The organism is Sphingobium fontiphilum (assembly GCF_014196635.1).
GTDB classification, from domain to species: domain Bacteria; phylum Pseudomonadota; class Alphaproteobacteria; order Sphingomonadales; family Sphingomonadaceae; genus Sphingobium; species Sphingobium fontiphilum.
Map to the genome: position 1 here is coordinate 136,102 of NZ_JACIEB010000001.1, position 15,561 is coordinate 151,662.

Sequence of the window (15,561 nt, forward strand, 5' to 3'; positions counted from 1 at the left end):
CTTCTTGCTATATCCGGCCTTGACGCCCTTGGTGGCGTGGACCACCGCCGGTCGCGGCGTTTCAGCGACATGGACAGCGCCGCCGCCAATGATCGCGCCACCGCAGGTGCAGGCGCACAATTTAGCCAATGCCATCCGAACCGACATAGGATCCACTCTTATTGCTATGTTGTCGCGGAGACCGGTGACTGGCGGACCCAGTAAACGAACCCCTGCAACTCCCTAACGCCATGAACGCAAAATAAAGCGTTAACTGCAATGGCGTTAACCCTGAATGTCCTTGTGAAGTCGAGCCAAATCATAACCTTCTATGAAGGGATTTGGTTAACGTCCCAATTTGGAACGATTGGCGGCTTATCGGTGAATTGTCCCGCTATCCTGTCGCGCGCGGATCGAATCGTTGTGGATCCGGCTTCTTCGGTTGCGCCGGGCAAAAGCGGCCAACCGATGATGGCGCTTGCGTATTACGATGTTTGCCGGGTTGTGTCCGCCCGGGCGGAGGGCTATAGGCCGCGCAACATCTAATAGTCCCCGGGTTTCATGGCCGGGGTCGACCAATCGGAGAGCCCCCAGATGGCCGTGCTCCAGAATGCCGACAAGAGCGGTGAAAAGCCGTCCAAAGCCGCCGTGAACCTGCCCCCCGATTATCGTCCATCGGCCGATGAAGAGTTCATGAACCCGCTGCAGCTGGAATATTTCCGGCGGCGGTTGCTGGACTGGAAGAAGCAGATTCTGGCGGAAGCGGAAGGCACGCTTGCCGTGCTGCAAAGCGAACCGCTGCGCGAACCCGATCTGAACGATCGCGCGTCAAGCGAAACCGACTGGTCGATCGAACTGCGGACCCGCGATCGTCAGCGCAAGCTGATTTCGAAGATCGATGCGGCGCTGCGCCGGATCGACGATGGCGAATATGGTTATTGCGAAGTCACCGGCGAACCGATTTCGCTCGGTCGGCTGGAGGCGCGTCCCATCGCCACGATGACCGTTGAGGCGCAGGAGCGCCATGAGCGCCAGGAAAAGATTTCGCGCGACGATTAACGCTTTGTCCACCTCCCAGTGTCACTAATTCTGTCATTGCATCCACGCATTTGTCTGGATTCACAGGCACGGATTAGGGTTCGATGGACAAGGAACAGGGTTTTTCGGAAGATCGCGGCCCCGCACGTTCAGCAGCACGGGACAGCCTGTTTTTGCTGACGAGCATCATGTCGGCCGATGGCGTCGATCTGGGCAAGGCCCGGGTCCGCAACCTGTCGGCGACCGGCCTGATGGCCGATTGCGAGCGCGCCATTCCGGCGGATATCGCCATCGTCGTCGAACTGCGCGGCGTGGGTCGCGTGTCGGGCCGCATCGCCTGGTCGCGCGAGCACAAGATCGGCATGGCCTTTGACGAGGTGATCGACCCGCAACTTGCCCGTCGTCCTGTTTCCCAGGGCGCGAGCCGGGCCGCCTTGCCTGACTATCTTCGCTCACAGACTTTACGACGCTGATCGCCGGGCGCGCTGGCGGTTGAGAGCGTGATGGAGGGGCTTTGCGCCCCTTTTGCTGTTCAGGCCGGTATCGCGCCCCGCCGCGCAAGGGCCTTTGGTTGCGCCGCCGACAGCATCGGAAGGCTGATTTCCATCAATAACCCCCGCGGCCATGTCTGGCGCGCGGGGGTCGTTATGTCATTGTCGGGATGAGGCTCAGTGCGTCTGCGCCATCTCTTCCTTCAGCCGCAATTTCTGCTTCTTGAGCGTCGCCACCAACGTCATGTCGGGCAATGGGCGACTCGACTCCGCCTTGATTCGGGCGTCAAGCCCGGCATGCTTGGCCATAAGTGCTGAAATGTGGCTGTTTTCCATGACATTCTCCTTACAAGAGGCTGTTGGATGATCGAGTAAATCACGAAAATGCCCTTCTGTCTTGCGTTGTTTCCGGCTGTGCGACGGGCGTGCGCGAAAATGCGATGGCCCGTCGTGGCGGACGGCGCTATCACTTGGGAAACGCCTTGGGAGTTGCTTGCCCGTGAATCAGGAAGACATGATGCGCCGGCTGGAGTTGCTCCGGGTGGAGCATCGCGATCTGGACAGCGCGATATTCGCGCTGGCCGAAAGCGGATCGTCCGATCAGTTGCAGATCGCCCGCCTGAAGAAGCGCAAGCTGCGTCTGCGCGACGAAATGTCGATGCTGGAGGATGCGCTGGTCCCGGACATCATCGCCTGATTGCAGGATCGACCGGGCGGTCAGCGGGCGGCATGGTTAATCCTGCGGTAACCGACCCTGTTTGGGACAGTGGATAAAGAGGCGCTGTCACGGGACTGACAAATTTATCGGATTGTGGCAGCAGAGCATTTCATGCCCGCATCGCTCCGCCTTGATCCCGGCCTGCATCGCCGTCTGGTCGACAGCCTCTATGTCGAAGCCATGGTCATGGCGGATGAAGCGCGTTCCTATTTCGATAGTCCGGAGGGAGGCGACGGCGATCTGGCCGACCCTCTGCGGCGTATCGCCTTCACCTGCGAATCGTTGAAGGTTACGACCCGGTTGATGCATGTGATCGCCTGGCTGCTTGTGCAGCGCGCCTGCCAGCGTGGCGAAATCGAGGCGGATGTCCTGCGGGATGAGAAATACCGGTTGGGCCAGGCGCAGTTGAGCGATGCGATCCTGACCGACGGTTTTCCTTTCGCTGCACGGTCGCTGATCGAGGCCAGTCAGGAACTTTATAGCCGGGTGGCACGGTTGCAGGACCGGTTGTTGCGATCCGATGGTGATCAGGGTGAGGACGCCCCCAGTCCGGCTCGCGCTTTGATGGACCGGTTGCACACCGCGTTTTGAAACAGGCCGGCATCCGCTGCATTTTGTCGCATTCTGGCCGATCATCGCTGGCGTCGGCCGCAATTTTTGGGCTAAGCACGGGCCATGATCCAAGCCATGCGGACATCCCGCCGCGCCATCGGTCGTCCGTTCGCGATCAGCCTCCTGCTTGCCGGCATTGCTGCACCGGTGGGCGTCGGCGCACAGATCGCCGGCGATGCGCCTGCACAGCCGGGCGATGCGATCCCGCCAGCGGATATGGCGGCCATGCCCGACATCGGGATCGACTGGCCGGACATGGATGGCGCCGATCTGGTCCAGCCGATTTCGCCCGACCCCTCCGATCCGCCATTGTCGGCCGCTGATGTCGCCGCCGATGCCGCAGCGCTGGAACAGGATGCGGCGGCGGCCGCGCAAGACAGTGCGGCAAGCTTTGCCGACACGGGCGAGGAACGGCGTTATGCTGTTGCGCTGACGGGTCTGGAGGATGTGGCCGACGCGCAGTTCAAGGGCCGTTTCGACCAATTGTCGGTCCTGAAACAGGGGGAGGACAAGCCCGCCAATCTGGCGCAGATAAACCGGCGCATGAAGGAGGATCAGGATCTTCTCGACCGGCTGCTGCGCGCCAAGGGCTATTATGCTGCGCGCATCCGCGGCGCTGTTGCCGCGCCGGCTGAGGGGCAGGACAAGCTGGCGGTGACGTTCGATGTGACGCCGGGGCAGCAATATCTGCTGTCGTCGGTCGACCTGAACGGCATTGACGCGACAGGGCCGCGCGAGCCGGAAATGCGCGCCGCCTTCCCGGTTGCCGTCGGCGATCCGGTGGACGCGGACAGGATTTTCGCGGCGCGCGATTCGCTGGCGGCGGCGCTGGGCGAACATGGCTATCCCTTTGCAAAGATAGGTGAGCCCGACGCCCGGATCGACCATGAAGCGCGCAAGGGCGATCTGGACGTGCCGGTCGAAACGGGCGGTTATCGCACCTTTGGCCGGATCATCCTGGACGACGAGCAACTGATGGATGCGCGCCATGTGCAGAGCATCGCCCGCTTCCGTCCCGGCGACGTCTATGCCGTTTCGGATGTCGAGGATTTGCAAAAGGCGCTGGTGACCACTGGCCTTGTTTCTTCCGTCAAGCTGGAGCCGCGCGAGGCCGGGGATGGCGAGCATGTCGACATGTTTGTCGAAATGCGTCCCGCGCCGCTTCGCACGATCGCGGGGGAACTGGGCTATGGCACGGGCGAAGGCTATCGCGCCGAGGTGAGCTGGCAGCATCGCAACCTGTTCCCGCCCGAAGGGTCGCTGTTGCTGCGCGGCGTGCTGGGGACGCAGGAACAGACCGCGTCGGCCACCTATCGCCGCAATAATTTCAAGCGTCGCGACAATGTGCTGACGGGGCTGGTGTCGGTCAGCAATGTTCGCCGCGACGCCTATGACGCGCGCACCCTCACTGTGTCGGGCGGGTTGGAGCGGCAGAGCAACATTCTGTTCCAGAAAAAATGGGCATGGCACTTCGGCGGCGAACTGGTCGCGTCGGATGAAGCCGACAGCTTCAGCAAGATCGTCGGCGGGCGCCGCACCTTCTTTATTGCGGCCCTGCCGGTGAGCCTGGCCTATGACGGCAGCGATGATTTGCTGAACCCGACCAGGGGCTTTCGCCTGGGTGGTCGGTTGAGCCCCGAATTGTCGTTTCAGGGCGGCACCTTCGGCTATGCCAGGGCGCAACTGGACGGCAGCGTCTATCAGCCTTTCGGGAACAGCGTGGTGTTGGCCGCGCGCGCCCGTTTTGGCAGCATATTGGGATCGCAGGTCAGCCAGATTGCGCCATCGCGGCGTTTCTATGCCGGCGGCGGCGGGTCGGTGCGCGGCTATGGCTATCAGGCGATCGGGCCGCGCGACAGCAACAACGACCCGATCGGGGGCAAGAGCCTGGCTGAGTTTTCGCTCGAAACGCGCGTTCGTTTCGGCAATTTCGGCGTCGTTCCCTTTGTCGACGCGGGCAATATTTCCACCAGTTTCCTGCCGCGATTCCGCGATCTGCGTGTCGGGGCCGGGGTCGGTCTGCGCTATTACAGCAGTTTCGGGCCGATCCGTTTCGACGTCGGAACGCCCATCAACCCGCAAAAGGGCGATCCAAAAGTCGCCGTTTATGTCTCGCTGGGGCAGGCCTTCTGATGGCGGAGGAAGCCATCGAAGCGACACCGGTCAAGGTGCGGCGCAAGGGGCTGTGGCAGGCATGGGTGCTGGCCGCGGTTCTGGCCATGCTGTCGATCGTCGCTGGCGCGCTCCTTTGGCTGGACACGGCGGCGGGGCACCGTTTCCTCGTCACCCGCATCGAACGGATCGCGCCGGCATCGGGCCTGAAAATTCGGATCGGCGCGATCGAAGGCAGCATCTACCGCAATGCGGTGTTGCGCGACCTGACCTTGTCGGACCCTCGCGGCGCGTTTCTGAGTGCGCGACGGGTGGAACTGGACTGGTGGCCATTCGCCTGGCTGTCCAACCGGCTGGACATCGACCGGCTCGTGATCCCTGCCGCCATGCTGCATAAATTGCCCAAATTGAACCCCTCGACCGAGCAGGGGCCGATCCTGCCCGATTTCGACATCAGGTTGATGGAATTTTCCGTTGGGCGGCTGACCGTGGCGAAGGGCATTGCCGGGCCGGAGCGGATTGCAACGCTGCGCGGGGACGCGGACATCCGGTCGGGTCGCGCGATCATCGATTTCGACGCGCGCGTTCTCGATGGCGACGACGCCCTCAAATTCACGCTCGACAGTCGCCCCGATGACGACAGGTTCCGGCTCGACGGGGTGCTCAACGCGCCTGCGGGCGGCGTGCTCGCCGCGATGCTTGGCACGAAGCAGGACGCCAATCTCAGCCTTTCGGGCAAAGGCGGCTGGACCCGGTGGGACGGGCAGGCGACGGCGACCCTCAACGCTCAATCGGTCGCCGCGCTCAGGCTGACCGCGCGCAGCGGCGAATATGGACTGGACGGGTCGATTGACGGCGCCGCGCTGCCCGGAGAAGGCCTGTTGCAGCGCATGGCCGCGCCCCGCTTGCTGCTGAGTGGTAAGGGCACGCTCGTTAATCGGTTGCTGGACGGCCATTTCACTGTTCGGTCGGAAGCGGTCGACCTGAGGGCCGACGGCGCCATCGACCTGGGCCGCAGCGCGTTCGATAATCTGCGCGTGGACGCGCGGCTGGCGCGACCGCAGGCATTGCTCAAGAGCCTGAGCGGGCGCGATGTGATCGCGAGCCTTCGTCTGGACGGCGCTTTTGCATCGCCCGCTTTTGAATATTTGTTGAAGGCGACAACGCTGACCTTTGACAAGACCACCATCCACGAGGTGCGCGCGGCGGGCAAGGGGCGCGTCGCTGAAGCGGGTATGGCGCTGATCCCGGTGCAATTGTCGGCCGCGCGGCTGGTCGGTCAGGGCGAACTCGTCGAGGGGCTTGCCCGAAATTTCCGTCTGGACGGCGTGCTACAGCTCAAGGACGGCAAGATCATCAGTAACGCGATGCCGTTCCGCACCGATCGGTCGCGGGGCGAACTGGTCATGATCGCGGACCTTGGCACTGGCCAATATGATCTGGGCCTGACCGGCCGGATCGACAATCTGACCGTTCCCGGGCTGGGCATTGTCGACCTGCAGACGAAAATGCGGGCGGCGCCTGCGGCCGGTGGGGCGTTTGGCCTGTCGGGCGAGGCAGAGGCGCGGATGCGTCGCCTCGACATCGGCTTTCTCCAGACGCTGGCGGGCGGCCTGCCCACGTTGCGCACGGCGCTGGCGCTGCGGCCCAATGGCGAACTGGCCTTTACCAACATGCGCGTGAACGGTCCGGTCATCGCTCTGTCGGCCAATGGCGTCCGACGGGTGGACGGAACATTCCATTTCGAAGGCGACGGCAAGCATGACCGATATGGACCGCTCAACCTGACGCTGGACGGGCGGATCGACCGGCCGACAGTCGACCTGCTGCTGGATCGGCCGATGGATGCCGCCGGGCTGCGCGCGGTCCATCTGTTGCTGGAGCCTGATGCGACCGGCTTTGCGATGAGGGCGTCCGGCCAATCCATGCTGGGCGCATTTGATGGCAGCGGCGCAATCCTTCTGCCCGAAGGCGGCCAGACAATCATCCGCATAGGCAGGTTGTCGGTGGCCGATGTGCTGCTGTCGGGAGACATCCTGCCCGTGACTGGCGGCTTGACCGGGCATCTGGCCGTTGCCGGCGCGGTGAAGGGCGGCATCGACCTTAAGCCGCTTGGCGAGGGGCAAAGCGTCGTCCTGGCGCTCAAGGCCACGGATGCCAGCTTCGATGGCCCCACCCTGATCGAGGTGCGGCGCGGGCAACTGGACGCCACGCTGTTGCTCGATCCGGCAGGCACGTCGATCAATGCGACCGCGCAGGCGCGCGGTCTGCGCGTCGGCGGGATGCGGCTGGGCCGCCTTGCCCTCAATGCCGATCTGCGCGATGGCGCGGGCAAGGTGACGGCCAGCCTCAATGGCCAACGCGGGCGCATGTTCGACCTTCAGGCGCAGGCGCAGATTGATGCCGACACCGTGCGGCTGGCGCTGTCGGGCACGATCGACAAACGGCCCATCCGCATATTGCGCACCGCGCTGTTCACCCGAACCGGCAATGGGTGGCGGCTGTCGCCCGCAACGATCAGCTATGCGGGCGGGTCGCTGCGCCTGTCGGGCCTCATGGGTGGCGATGAACGGCGCGTTGAGGCGCGGCTCGACAAGATGCCCCTGTCGTTGCTCGACATCGGGTTTGACGATCTGGGGCTGGGCGGCACGGCGACGGGATCGCTGAGCCTGTCTCACCCGCCCGGCGGCGTGCCTTCGGGCAAGGCGGAATTGCGCCTGCGCGGCCTGTCGCGTTCGGGCCTGTCCTTGAGTTCGCGCCCGGTCGACATCGGAATCAACGCAGTGCTGACGCCCGACCGGCTGGCGGCGCGCATGGCCTTCGTTGCCGATGGCGCAACGATCGGGCGCGGTCAGGCGTTGATGACGCCTCTGGGCAGCGGCGACTTTCTTCAGCGCATCTATAATGCGCCGCTGATGGCGCAGTTGCGCTACAACGGCACGGCCGACACGCTGTGGCGGCTGACCGGGGTCGAAATCGTCGACATCGGCGGACCTGTCGCGATCAGCGCGGACGCGCGGGGCACAGCGGCCGATCCGATCATTACCGGCACCGTCGCCACCGACAAGGCGACGATGAACAGCCCGGTGACGGGCATGCGCCTGACCGACGTCAAGGTGCGCGGGCGTTTTGCGGGGTCGCAACTGATCCTGAGCAGCGTCAGCGCCAATGCCGGGTCGGGCGGAACCATCACGGGCAGCGGTCGCTTCGATCTGGGCGCTGGGCAGGGGGTGGGCATGGACCTGAGGCTTCAGGCGAATGCGGCGCCGTTGCTGCGGCGCGACGACATTTCGGCGACGGTCACCGGGCCGATCACGCTGCAATCCAATGGGATCGGCGGCACGATCGGCGGGGATCTCGTTCTCGACAAGAGCAGCTTCGTCATGGGCCGGGCGGCGGCGGTCGCCCAAATTCCCGAACTTAAGGTGGTGGAGGTCAATCGCCGGGGCGAGGAGTTTGAACGGACGCCGAGCAGCCGTGCGGCCTGGACGATGGCGGTCAAGGCCAGGGCGCGCAATCGCCTGATGGTCAGCGGCATGGGTCTGGACAGCGAATGGCGCGCGGACCTCACCATTGGCGGCACAGTGACCAGCCCGGCCATCGCCGGAACGGCCGATCTGGTGCGCGGCGGCTATGAATTTGCCGGGCGACGTTTCGAATTGAGCGAAGGGCGGATAAGGTTCGACGGGCGCACCCCGGTCAATCCGACGCTGGACATCGTGGCGGAGGCGGATGTCAGCGACCTATCGGCAACGATCCGCGTGACGGGCACGGGACTTGCGCCGGTCATCAGCTTCTCCAGCGTTCCCGCACTGCCGGAGGACGAACTGCTCTCCCGCATCCTCTTCGGCACGTCGATCACCAACCTGTCCGCGCCCGAAGCGCTGCAACTGGCGGCGGCGGTGGGGTCGCTTCAGGGCGGCGGCGGCCTCGATCCGATCAACGCGGTGCGCAAGGCGGCAGGGCTCGACCGACTGCGCATCATCGCCGCCGATCCGACGCAGGGGCAGGGCACGTCGATTGCGGCGGGCAAATATCTGACGCGCAAGACTTATGTCGAGTTGATTACCGATGGGCAGGGCTATTCCGCGACGCGCATCGAATATCAGGTGACGCGCTGGCTGTCGTTGCTGGGCGCGATTTCCACGCTGGGCCGTCAAAGCGCGAACGTCCGCGTCTCCAAGGATTATTGAGGCGCGTTCAACTGACCGCAAATGGTGCACGATATTGCGTCGAACGGCGCGTTAAAGTGTTAAATATGCAACATAAGCTGCTGTTTATCCTGGGTTAATGAAACAAACGGGTCTGCGGATTCTTCAACGTCTCACCCCTGACAGGGGAAGATGATGAACGGAGTTTCCAATGAAAAAGATCATGGTCGCAGCATTGATGGCAAGCGCAGGGCTGGCCGCCCCGGCAATGGCGCAGAGCGACAATCCGGTGTTCACCGGCCCCAGGGTGGAAGGCATATTGGGCTATGACCATGTCGGCGCGGGCAGCGACATCGACAATGACAATGGCAATGACGATCAGTCGATCGACGGCCTGCTTTATGGCGTCGGCGTCGGCTATGATGTGGCGGTGGGCAGCGCCGTGCTGGGCGCGGAAGCCGAACTGACCGATTCGACCGCCAAGAGCGATCGCCGCGATTATACCGACCGTTTCGGTTTCGGCCGGGTCAGCGCCGGACGCGACATCTATGTCGGCGCAAGGGCAGGCGTTCTGGTCAATCCGGCGACGCTGCTTTACGTGAAGGGTGGTTACACCAACGCCAAGCTGAACGTGCTGGCCGGCGACACCAATCAGGAAACCGACACCGCCTTCAAGCTTGACGGCTGGCGCGTCGGCGCGGGCGTGGAACGGTCGCTTGGCGCGAACAGCTTTGCGAAGCTGGAATATCGTTACTCCAAATATGACAGCAGCCATATCGACTATGCCAGCGGCGCGACGAGCAGCGAATTCGACATCGACACTGACCGGCATCAGGTCGTCGCCAGCATGGGCTGGCGCTTCTGAAGCCAGCGCATATCACACAAAGGAAGGGGCCGGATTGTCCGGCCCCTTTTCGTCATTCGGGCTATAGCGTTACCGGCAATATCCCTCCTTGGCGACCTCCACGATCAGGCAATCGGTCTTGCCTGCAAGATATTTAAACCCGGTTTCGTCGCCCTTGCCCGGCCGCAAGGTCAATTGCCTGCCGTCGCGGTCAAAGCGAATGGCCTCGCCATCGGCGATCCCGGAATAGTTGGCTTCGCGATCCAGATTGTCGCGGTTGATGATGGCATATTGACCCGGCCTGCCGTCGGGCGCGGGCTGAATGTCCAGAAAAAGACCCTCGGGTCCCGTCCAGCGCCCTACCCACGCATCGGTGGGCAGAACGGCCGGGGCGGCGCCGGCCATGTTGATCGAATCATTGTCCTCGATCGATTCGACGCCAGGGGCAGCGCTGTTGTCGGCGGCCGCTCCGTTCATGCTGTCGGGATTGCCGCCACAGGCCGTCAGGACCAGCGCCAGCATTGTGGCGGCAAGCAGGGGATATCGCATCGTCATTTCTCCTCTCGCCGGCCAACTCGTGGGGTGGCTGTTTTGATCCGGCTGCGGCCAATCCGGCTGGTGAAGATTATATGACGGTTTCGATCAATATGGATTGTTTTGATCGATTTTCTCTATTTCAAAGTGGGAGAAAACCAATTTCCCACCTGCCGGGCCTTTCCCTACATAGGCTCTGCAATCTGCAACCATCGTTACCGAATTGGAGAGCCCATGGCGCTGATCAACACCCCCCTCAAGCCGTTCAAGGCGACCGCGTTCAAGGAAGGCAAGTTTGTCGACGTCACCGATGCCGATGTGAAGGGCAAGTGGGCCGTCTTTTTCTTCTATCCCGCCGACTTCACCTTTGTCTGCCCGACCGAGTTGGAAGACCTGGCCGACATCTATCCCACGCTGCAGGGCATGGGCGTGGAAGTCTATTCGGTGTCGACCGACACGCATTTCTGCCACAAGGCATGGCACGACACCTCGCCGGCCATCAGCAAGATCAACTATTACATGCTGGGCGACCAAAACCACGACATTTCGAACATGTTCGGCGTTCTGCGCGAAGGCGTCGGCCTGGCTGACCGCGGCACTTTCGTGCTTGATCCCGAAGGCGTGATCCAGCTCGTTGAAATCACGCCCGAAGGCGTGGGCCGCAACGCCGCCGAACTGCTGCGCAAGATCAAGGCTCTGCAATATTGGACAAGCCATCCGGGCGAAGTGTGCCCCGCCAAGTGGGAAGAGGGTGAAAAGACCCTGGCTCCCTCGCTGGACCTGGTCGGCAAGATCTAATTCGAACCGCGTTTGGCCGCGCGCCGGAATATAGGGATATAACCCGATATTCCGGCGCCGGATGAACCCTATCAATTTTGCCGGGGACTTTGGGTCGCACCATTCCCGGTGGGATGGCGCGCGACCGCAAAAATGGTCGCCGCCGTCCCCCCATCCACGGAGCACAGACGATGTTGGAAGCCAATCTCAAGGAACAGCTCAAGGGCTATCTTGCAAACGTCACCCAGCCGGTCGAGCTGGTGGCTTCGCTGGATGACAGCCCGAAATCCGCAGAATTGAACGCGCTGCTGGATGATATTGCGTCACTGTCCGACAAGGTCAGCGTGGTGCGCAAGGATGACGACAAGCGCAAGCCCAGCTTCATGATCCGCCGTGCTGGCACCGACATCGGCGTCCGCTTCGCGGGCATCCCGATGGGCCATGAATTCACTTCGCTGGTGTTGGCGCTGTTGCAGGTCGGCGGTCACCCGTCGAAGGCCGCGCCCGAACTCATACAGCAGATCAGGGATTTGGACGGCGATTTCGCCTTCGAAACCTATTTCTCGCTGTCGTGCCAGAATTGCCCGGACGTGGTGCAGGCATTGAACCTGATGAGCGTGCTCAACCCGCGCGTCAGCCATGTCGCCATCGACGGCGCGCTGTTCAAGGATGAGGTGGATGCGCGCAAGGTGATGGCGGTGCCCACCATCTTCCTGAACGGCGAACCCTTTGGCCAGGGTCGCATGGAACTGGAACAGATCGTCGCTAAGATCGACAGCGGCGCGGAGGCCAAGGCGGCGGCGAAGATCGCGAAGAAGGAGGCGTTTGACGTTCTGATCGTGGGCGGCGGCCCCGCCGGAGCTGCGGCGGCCATTTATGCCGCGCGCAAGGGCATCCGCACGGGCATCGCGGCTGAACGCTTCGGCGGTCAGGTGCTCGACACGATGGACATCGAAAACTTCATTTCGGTGCCTCATACCGAAGGGCCGAAACTCGCCGCCCATCTGGAACAACATGTGAAGGATTATGATGTCGACATCATGAATCTTCAGAAGGCGTCGAAGCTCGTGCCGGCCAAGACCGAAGGCGGCCTGCACGAAGTGGTGCTTGAAAATGGCGCGTCGCTGAGAGCCAAAACCGTCATCCTGTCGACGGGCGCGCGCTGGCGCCAGATGAACGTGCCGGGCGAGGACGATTATCGCAACAAGGGCGTTGCCTATTGTCCGCACTGCGACGGTCCGCTGTTCAAGGGCAAGCGCGTGGCGGTGATCGGCGGCGGCAATAGCGGTGTGGAAGCCGCCATCGACCTGGCGGGCATCGTCGCCCATGTGACGCTGATCGAATTTGACAGCCAGCTTCGCGCCGACGCCGTGTTGCAGCGCAAGCTTGCCAGCCTGCCCAATGTGAAGATCATCACCTCTGCCCTGACGACGCAGGTGCATGGTGATGGCCAGCGGGTGACGGGCCTGTCCTACAAGGACCGGAACAGCGACGCGCTGCACCAGATCGAACTGGAAGGCATATTCGTTCAGATCGGCCTTGTCCCCAACACCGAATGGCTGAAAGATACGGTCGCGCTGAGCCCCCGTGGCGAAATCCAGGTGGATGCGCGTGGCGAAACCAGCCAGCCAGGCATTTTTGCGGCAGGCGACTGCACGACCGTGCCCTATAAGCAGATCGTGATCGCCATGGGCGAAGGGTCGAAGGCTTCGCTGTCGGCGTTCGACTATCTCATCCGCCTGCCCGCCGAGGCCCGGGAGGTGGAAGCGGCCTGAGCCTGAACGGCCCGCCGACCGCGCTTAACGCGTCCGGTCGCTCGACAGGCGTGGAATGAAGATCGCTGGATCAATGGCCAGCCGGGGCGCCTGCTCCGACTGGTCTTTCATTGCCGGGCTGATCGTCAAAGGCTGCGCTGCTGTCGCGGGCGGCGGCGTGAAGGGCGTTGAGCGCGGCGTGAAGCCGACGATGACCGTTGCAGACCGATCATTCAACACCAGCGGGTCAAGCGCGATTGTCGCGTTCAGCCGGTCCGGCGCCACCGTGACCAATGTGCCAAGCTGCGTCAGCCCGAACAGTTTTTGCGCAAAGGCATAGGGCAGGCGGATGCAGCCATGGCTGGCCGGATAACCCGGATTATGGCCGGCATGAAGAGCGATGCCGCCCCATGTCAGCCGCTGCATGAAGGGCATGGGCGCGTTGCTGTAGATGTTGGACCGGTGTTTTACGCGCTTTTGCAGGATCGGGAAGTCGCCCGTAGGGGTGCTGTGTCCCTTCGTTCCCGTCGAGACGGCCGCCGCCGCGATCAGGCGGTCGCCGTCATAAACATGAATCTGTTGCCGGGAGATGCTGACCACCATGTAAATCGGGCCGACAAAGGGACCATCGGCCAGCCATTGCCAGGCGCCCGGCGATTGGATCGCCACCTGCTGCGCGGGGGCTGTCGCCGCTTCTGAGGGCTGGAGTCCGGCCCAGCCGACTATCGCAGACAATGCGGCCACAGCGCTGCTCAGAGGGGCAAGGGGGCGGGCGGTCATTTACGACCTATTAACCACGGCTTTCCGACGAGGACAATGCTATTGGATCGGCCCTTTGATCCCATGATGGGACGGCCGCAATGCAGGGAGCGAACGCCTGGCGTTATCGCGACAGCATTGATCCAATAATCTATTCAGTCGATCATATTGATGATTTTAATGCAGTGGACGAATTAGTCGCGCGGAGCCTATCCTTGCCCATCATTCGAAGGAGAAGACGCCATGACAATGATTCATCCCGATGCGGGCCAATGTCCCGTGTCGCATCTGACGACCGCATTCGGCGCCCCGGTTCCCAATAATCAGGACAGCCTGACCGCCGGTGCGCGTGGGCCCTTGCTGGCGCAGGACGTGTGGCTGAACGAGAAGCTGGCGAATTTCGTGCGCGAAGTCATCCCCGAACGACGGATGCACGCCAAGGGTTCGGGCGCCTTCGGCACCTTCACCGTCACCCATGACATCACCCGCTATACCCGCGCCAAGATTTTCAGCGAAGTGGGCAAGAAGACCGAGATGTTCGCGCGCTTCACCACCGTCGCGGGCGAACGCGGCGCGGCCGATGCAGAGCGCGACATTCGCGGCTTTGCCCTGAAATTCTATACGGAGGAAGGCAATTGGGACATGGTGGGCAACAATACGCCCGTCTTCTTCCTGCGCGATCCTCGCAAATTCCCGGATCTTAACAAGGCGGTGAAGCGCGACCCGCGCACCAACATGCGCAGCGCCACCAACAACTGGGATTTCTGGACGCTGCTGCCCGAAGCCTTCCACCAGGTGACGGTGGTGATGTCGGATCGCGGCATCCCCAAAAGCTACCGGACGATGCATGGCTTTGGCAGCCATACCTACAGCTTCTGGAACGAGGCGGGTGAGCGTTTCTGGGTGAAGTTCCACTTCAAGACCCAGCAGGGCATTGAGAACCTGACCGATGCGGAAGCGGCGGCGATCGTCGGCGGCGATCGGGAATCGCATCAGCGCGACCTGTATGACGCGATAGAGCGGGGCGATTTCCCGAAATGGACGATGTTCGTGCAGATCATGCCGGAGGCGGAGGCCGAAACCTATCGCTTCCACCCCTTCGACCTTACGAAGGTCTGGTACAAGGAGGATTATCCGCTGATCGAGGTGGGCGAGTTTGAACTGAACCGAAATTCCGACAATTACTTCATGGACATCGAACAGAGCGCCTTCGCCCCGTCGAACCTGGTGCCGGGCATAGGCGTGTCGCCTGACAGGATGTTGCAGGCGCGGCTCATCAACTATGCCGACGCCCAGCGTTATCGGTTGGGGGTGAATTATCATCAGATTCCGGTCAACGCGGCGCGCTGCCCGGTGATGAGCAATCATCGCGACGGCTATGGCCGGATGGACGGCAATTATGGCAGCCGCCCGCATTATGAACCCAACAGCTTCAGCCAGTGGCAGGAGCAGCCCGACTATGCCGAGCCGCCGCTGCGTATTTCGGGTGACGCGAAACATTGGAATTTCCGCGAGGATGACGATGATTATTTCACTCAGCCGCGCAAGCTGTTCCAGCAGATGAGCGCGCAGCAGCAGCAGGCCCTGTTCGACAATACGGCGCGGGCGATGGGCGATGCGCCTGATTTCATCAAGCAGCGCCACATCGACAATTGCATGCGCTGTGATCCGGCCTATGGCGCCGGCGTGGCGACGGCGCTTGGCATGGCGGGATAGGTTCTGGCGAACGGGCGCGCAACGGAATTGCTGACGCCCGTTCGCGCAAGCGCGCGCTGTGGATCGCCATCTTCGG

13 protein-coding genes are annotated in these 15,561 nt (G+C 62.6%); 10 read left to right on the top strand and 3 right to left on the bottom strand.

Features of this window, described 5'->3' with window-relative positions:
• The first annotated feature begins 573 nt into the window (after positions 1–573).
• Positions 574–1,038, top strand: coding sequence for an RNA polymerase-binding protein DksA (gene dksA / locus GGR44_RS00585; RefSeq protein WP_183954177.1), 465 nt, complete (start codon positions 574–576; stop codon positions 1,036–1,038).
• Positions 1,039–1,121: 83 nt separating this feature from the next.
• Positions 1,122–1,490, top strand: coding sequence for a PilZ domain-containing protein (locus GGR44_RS00590; protein ID WP_183953512.1), 369 nt, complete (start codon positions 1,122–1,124; stop codon positions 1,488–1,490).
• Positions 1,491–1,685: 195 nt separating this feature from the next.
• On the opposite strand, the gene GGR44_RS00595 is transcribed toward GGR44_RS00590, so the two are convergent.
• Positions 1,686–1,844, bottom strand: coding sequence for a YdcH family protein (locus GGR44_RS00595; RefSeq protein WP_183953513.1), 159 nt, complete (start codon positions 1,842–1,844; stop codon positions 1,686–1,688).
• Positions 1,845–2,025: 181 nt separating this feature from the next.
• On the opposite strand from GGR44_RS00595, the gene GGR44_RS00600 reads away from it, so the two are divergent.
• The 5 genes from GGR44_RS00600 to GGR44_RS00620 all read left to right on the top strand — a co-directional run bounded on the left by GGR44_RS00600 (position 2,026) and on the right by GGR44_RS00620 (position 9,966).
• Complete coding sequence (locus GGR44_RS00600) at positions 2,026–2,205, top strand: YdcH family protein (protein ID WP_183954178.1); 180 nt, start codon at positions 2,026–2,028, stop codon at positions 2,203–2,205.
• Between the two features lie 132 nt (positions 2,206–2,337).
• Positions 2,338–2,817: a DUF1465 family protein gene (locus GGR44_RS00605; RefSeq protein WP_183953514.1), complete on the top strand. Its 480-nt coding sequence runs from the start codon at positions 2,338–2,340 to the stop codon at positions 2,815–2,817.
• An 84-nt stretch (positions 2,818–2,901) separates the two neighbouring features.
• Positions 2,902–4,971: an autotransporter assembly complex protein TamA gene (locus GGR44_RS00610; RefSeq protein ID WP_183953515.1), complete on the top strand. Its 2,070-nt coding sequence runs from the start codon at positions 2,902–2,904 to the stop codon at positions 4,969–4,971.
• Positions 4,971–9,143 (top strand): translocation/assembly module TamB domain-containing protein, encoded by a 4,173-nt coding sequence (locus GGR44_RS00615; RefSeq protein ID WP_183953516.1) that lies wholly within the window; start codon positions 4,971–4,973, stop codon positions 9,141–9,143. The genes GGR44_RS00610 and GGR44_RS00615 overlap by 1 nt, the downstream gene beginning before the upstream one ends.
• A gap of 169 nt (positions 9,144–9,312) precedes the next feature.
• Positions 9,313–9,966: an outer membrane protein gene (locus GGR44_RS00620; protein WP_183953517.1), complete on the top strand. Its 654-nt coding sequence runs from the start codon at positions 9,313–9,315 to the stop codon at positions 9,964–9,966.
• Positions 9,967–10,035: 69 nt separating this feature from the next.
• Here GGR44_RS00620 and GGR44_RS00625 read toward each other — a convergent pair whose 3' ends face one another.
• Positions 10,036–10,494 carry a hypothetical protein gene (locus GGR44_RS00625; RefSeq protein WP_246344255.1) on the bottom strand — a complete coding sequence of 153 codons (459 nt, stop codon included), beginning with the start codon at positions 10,492–10,494 and terminating at the stop codon, positions 10,036–10,038.
• A gap of 219 nt (positions 10,495–10,713) precedes the next feature.
• Between GGR44_RS00625 and ahpC the strand changes: the two genes are divergently transcribed.
• Both ahpC and ahpF read left to right on the top strand, forming a co-directional pair.
• Positions 10,714–11,277: an alkyl hydroperoxide reductase subunit C gene (gene ahpC, locus GGR44_RS00630; protein ID WP_183953519.1), complete on the top strand. Its 564-nt coding sequence runs from the start codon at positions 10,714–10,716 to the stop codon at positions 11,275–11,277.
• Between the two features lie 170 nt (positions 11,278–11,447).
• Complete coding sequence (ahpF, locus tag GGR44_RS00635; protein WP_183953520.1) at positions 11,448–13,031, top strand: alkyl hydroperoxide reductase subunit F; 1,584 nt, start codon at positions 11,448–11,450, stop codon at positions 13,029–13,031.
• 24 nt (positions 13,032–13,055) lie between these two features.
• On the opposite strand, the gene GGR44_RS00640 is transcribed toward ahpF, so the two are convergent.
• A complete protein-coding gene (locus tag GGR44_RS00640) occupies positions 13,056–13,754 on the bottom strand; it encodes a L,D-transpeptidase family protein (protein ID WP_343052278.1) in 699 nt (232 codons plus the stop codon).
• Positions 13,755–14,012: 258 nt separating this feature from the next.
• Between GGR44_RS00640 and GGR44_RS00645 the strand changes: the two genes are divergently transcribed.
• Positions 14,013–15,485 carry a catalase gene (locus GGR44_RS00645; RefSeq protein WP_221214228.1) on the top strand — a complete coding sequence of 491 codons (1,473 nt, stop codon included), beginning with the start codon at positions 14,013–14,015 and terminating at the stop codon, positions 15,483–15,485.
• Positions 15,486–15,561 lie beyond the last annotated feature (76 nt).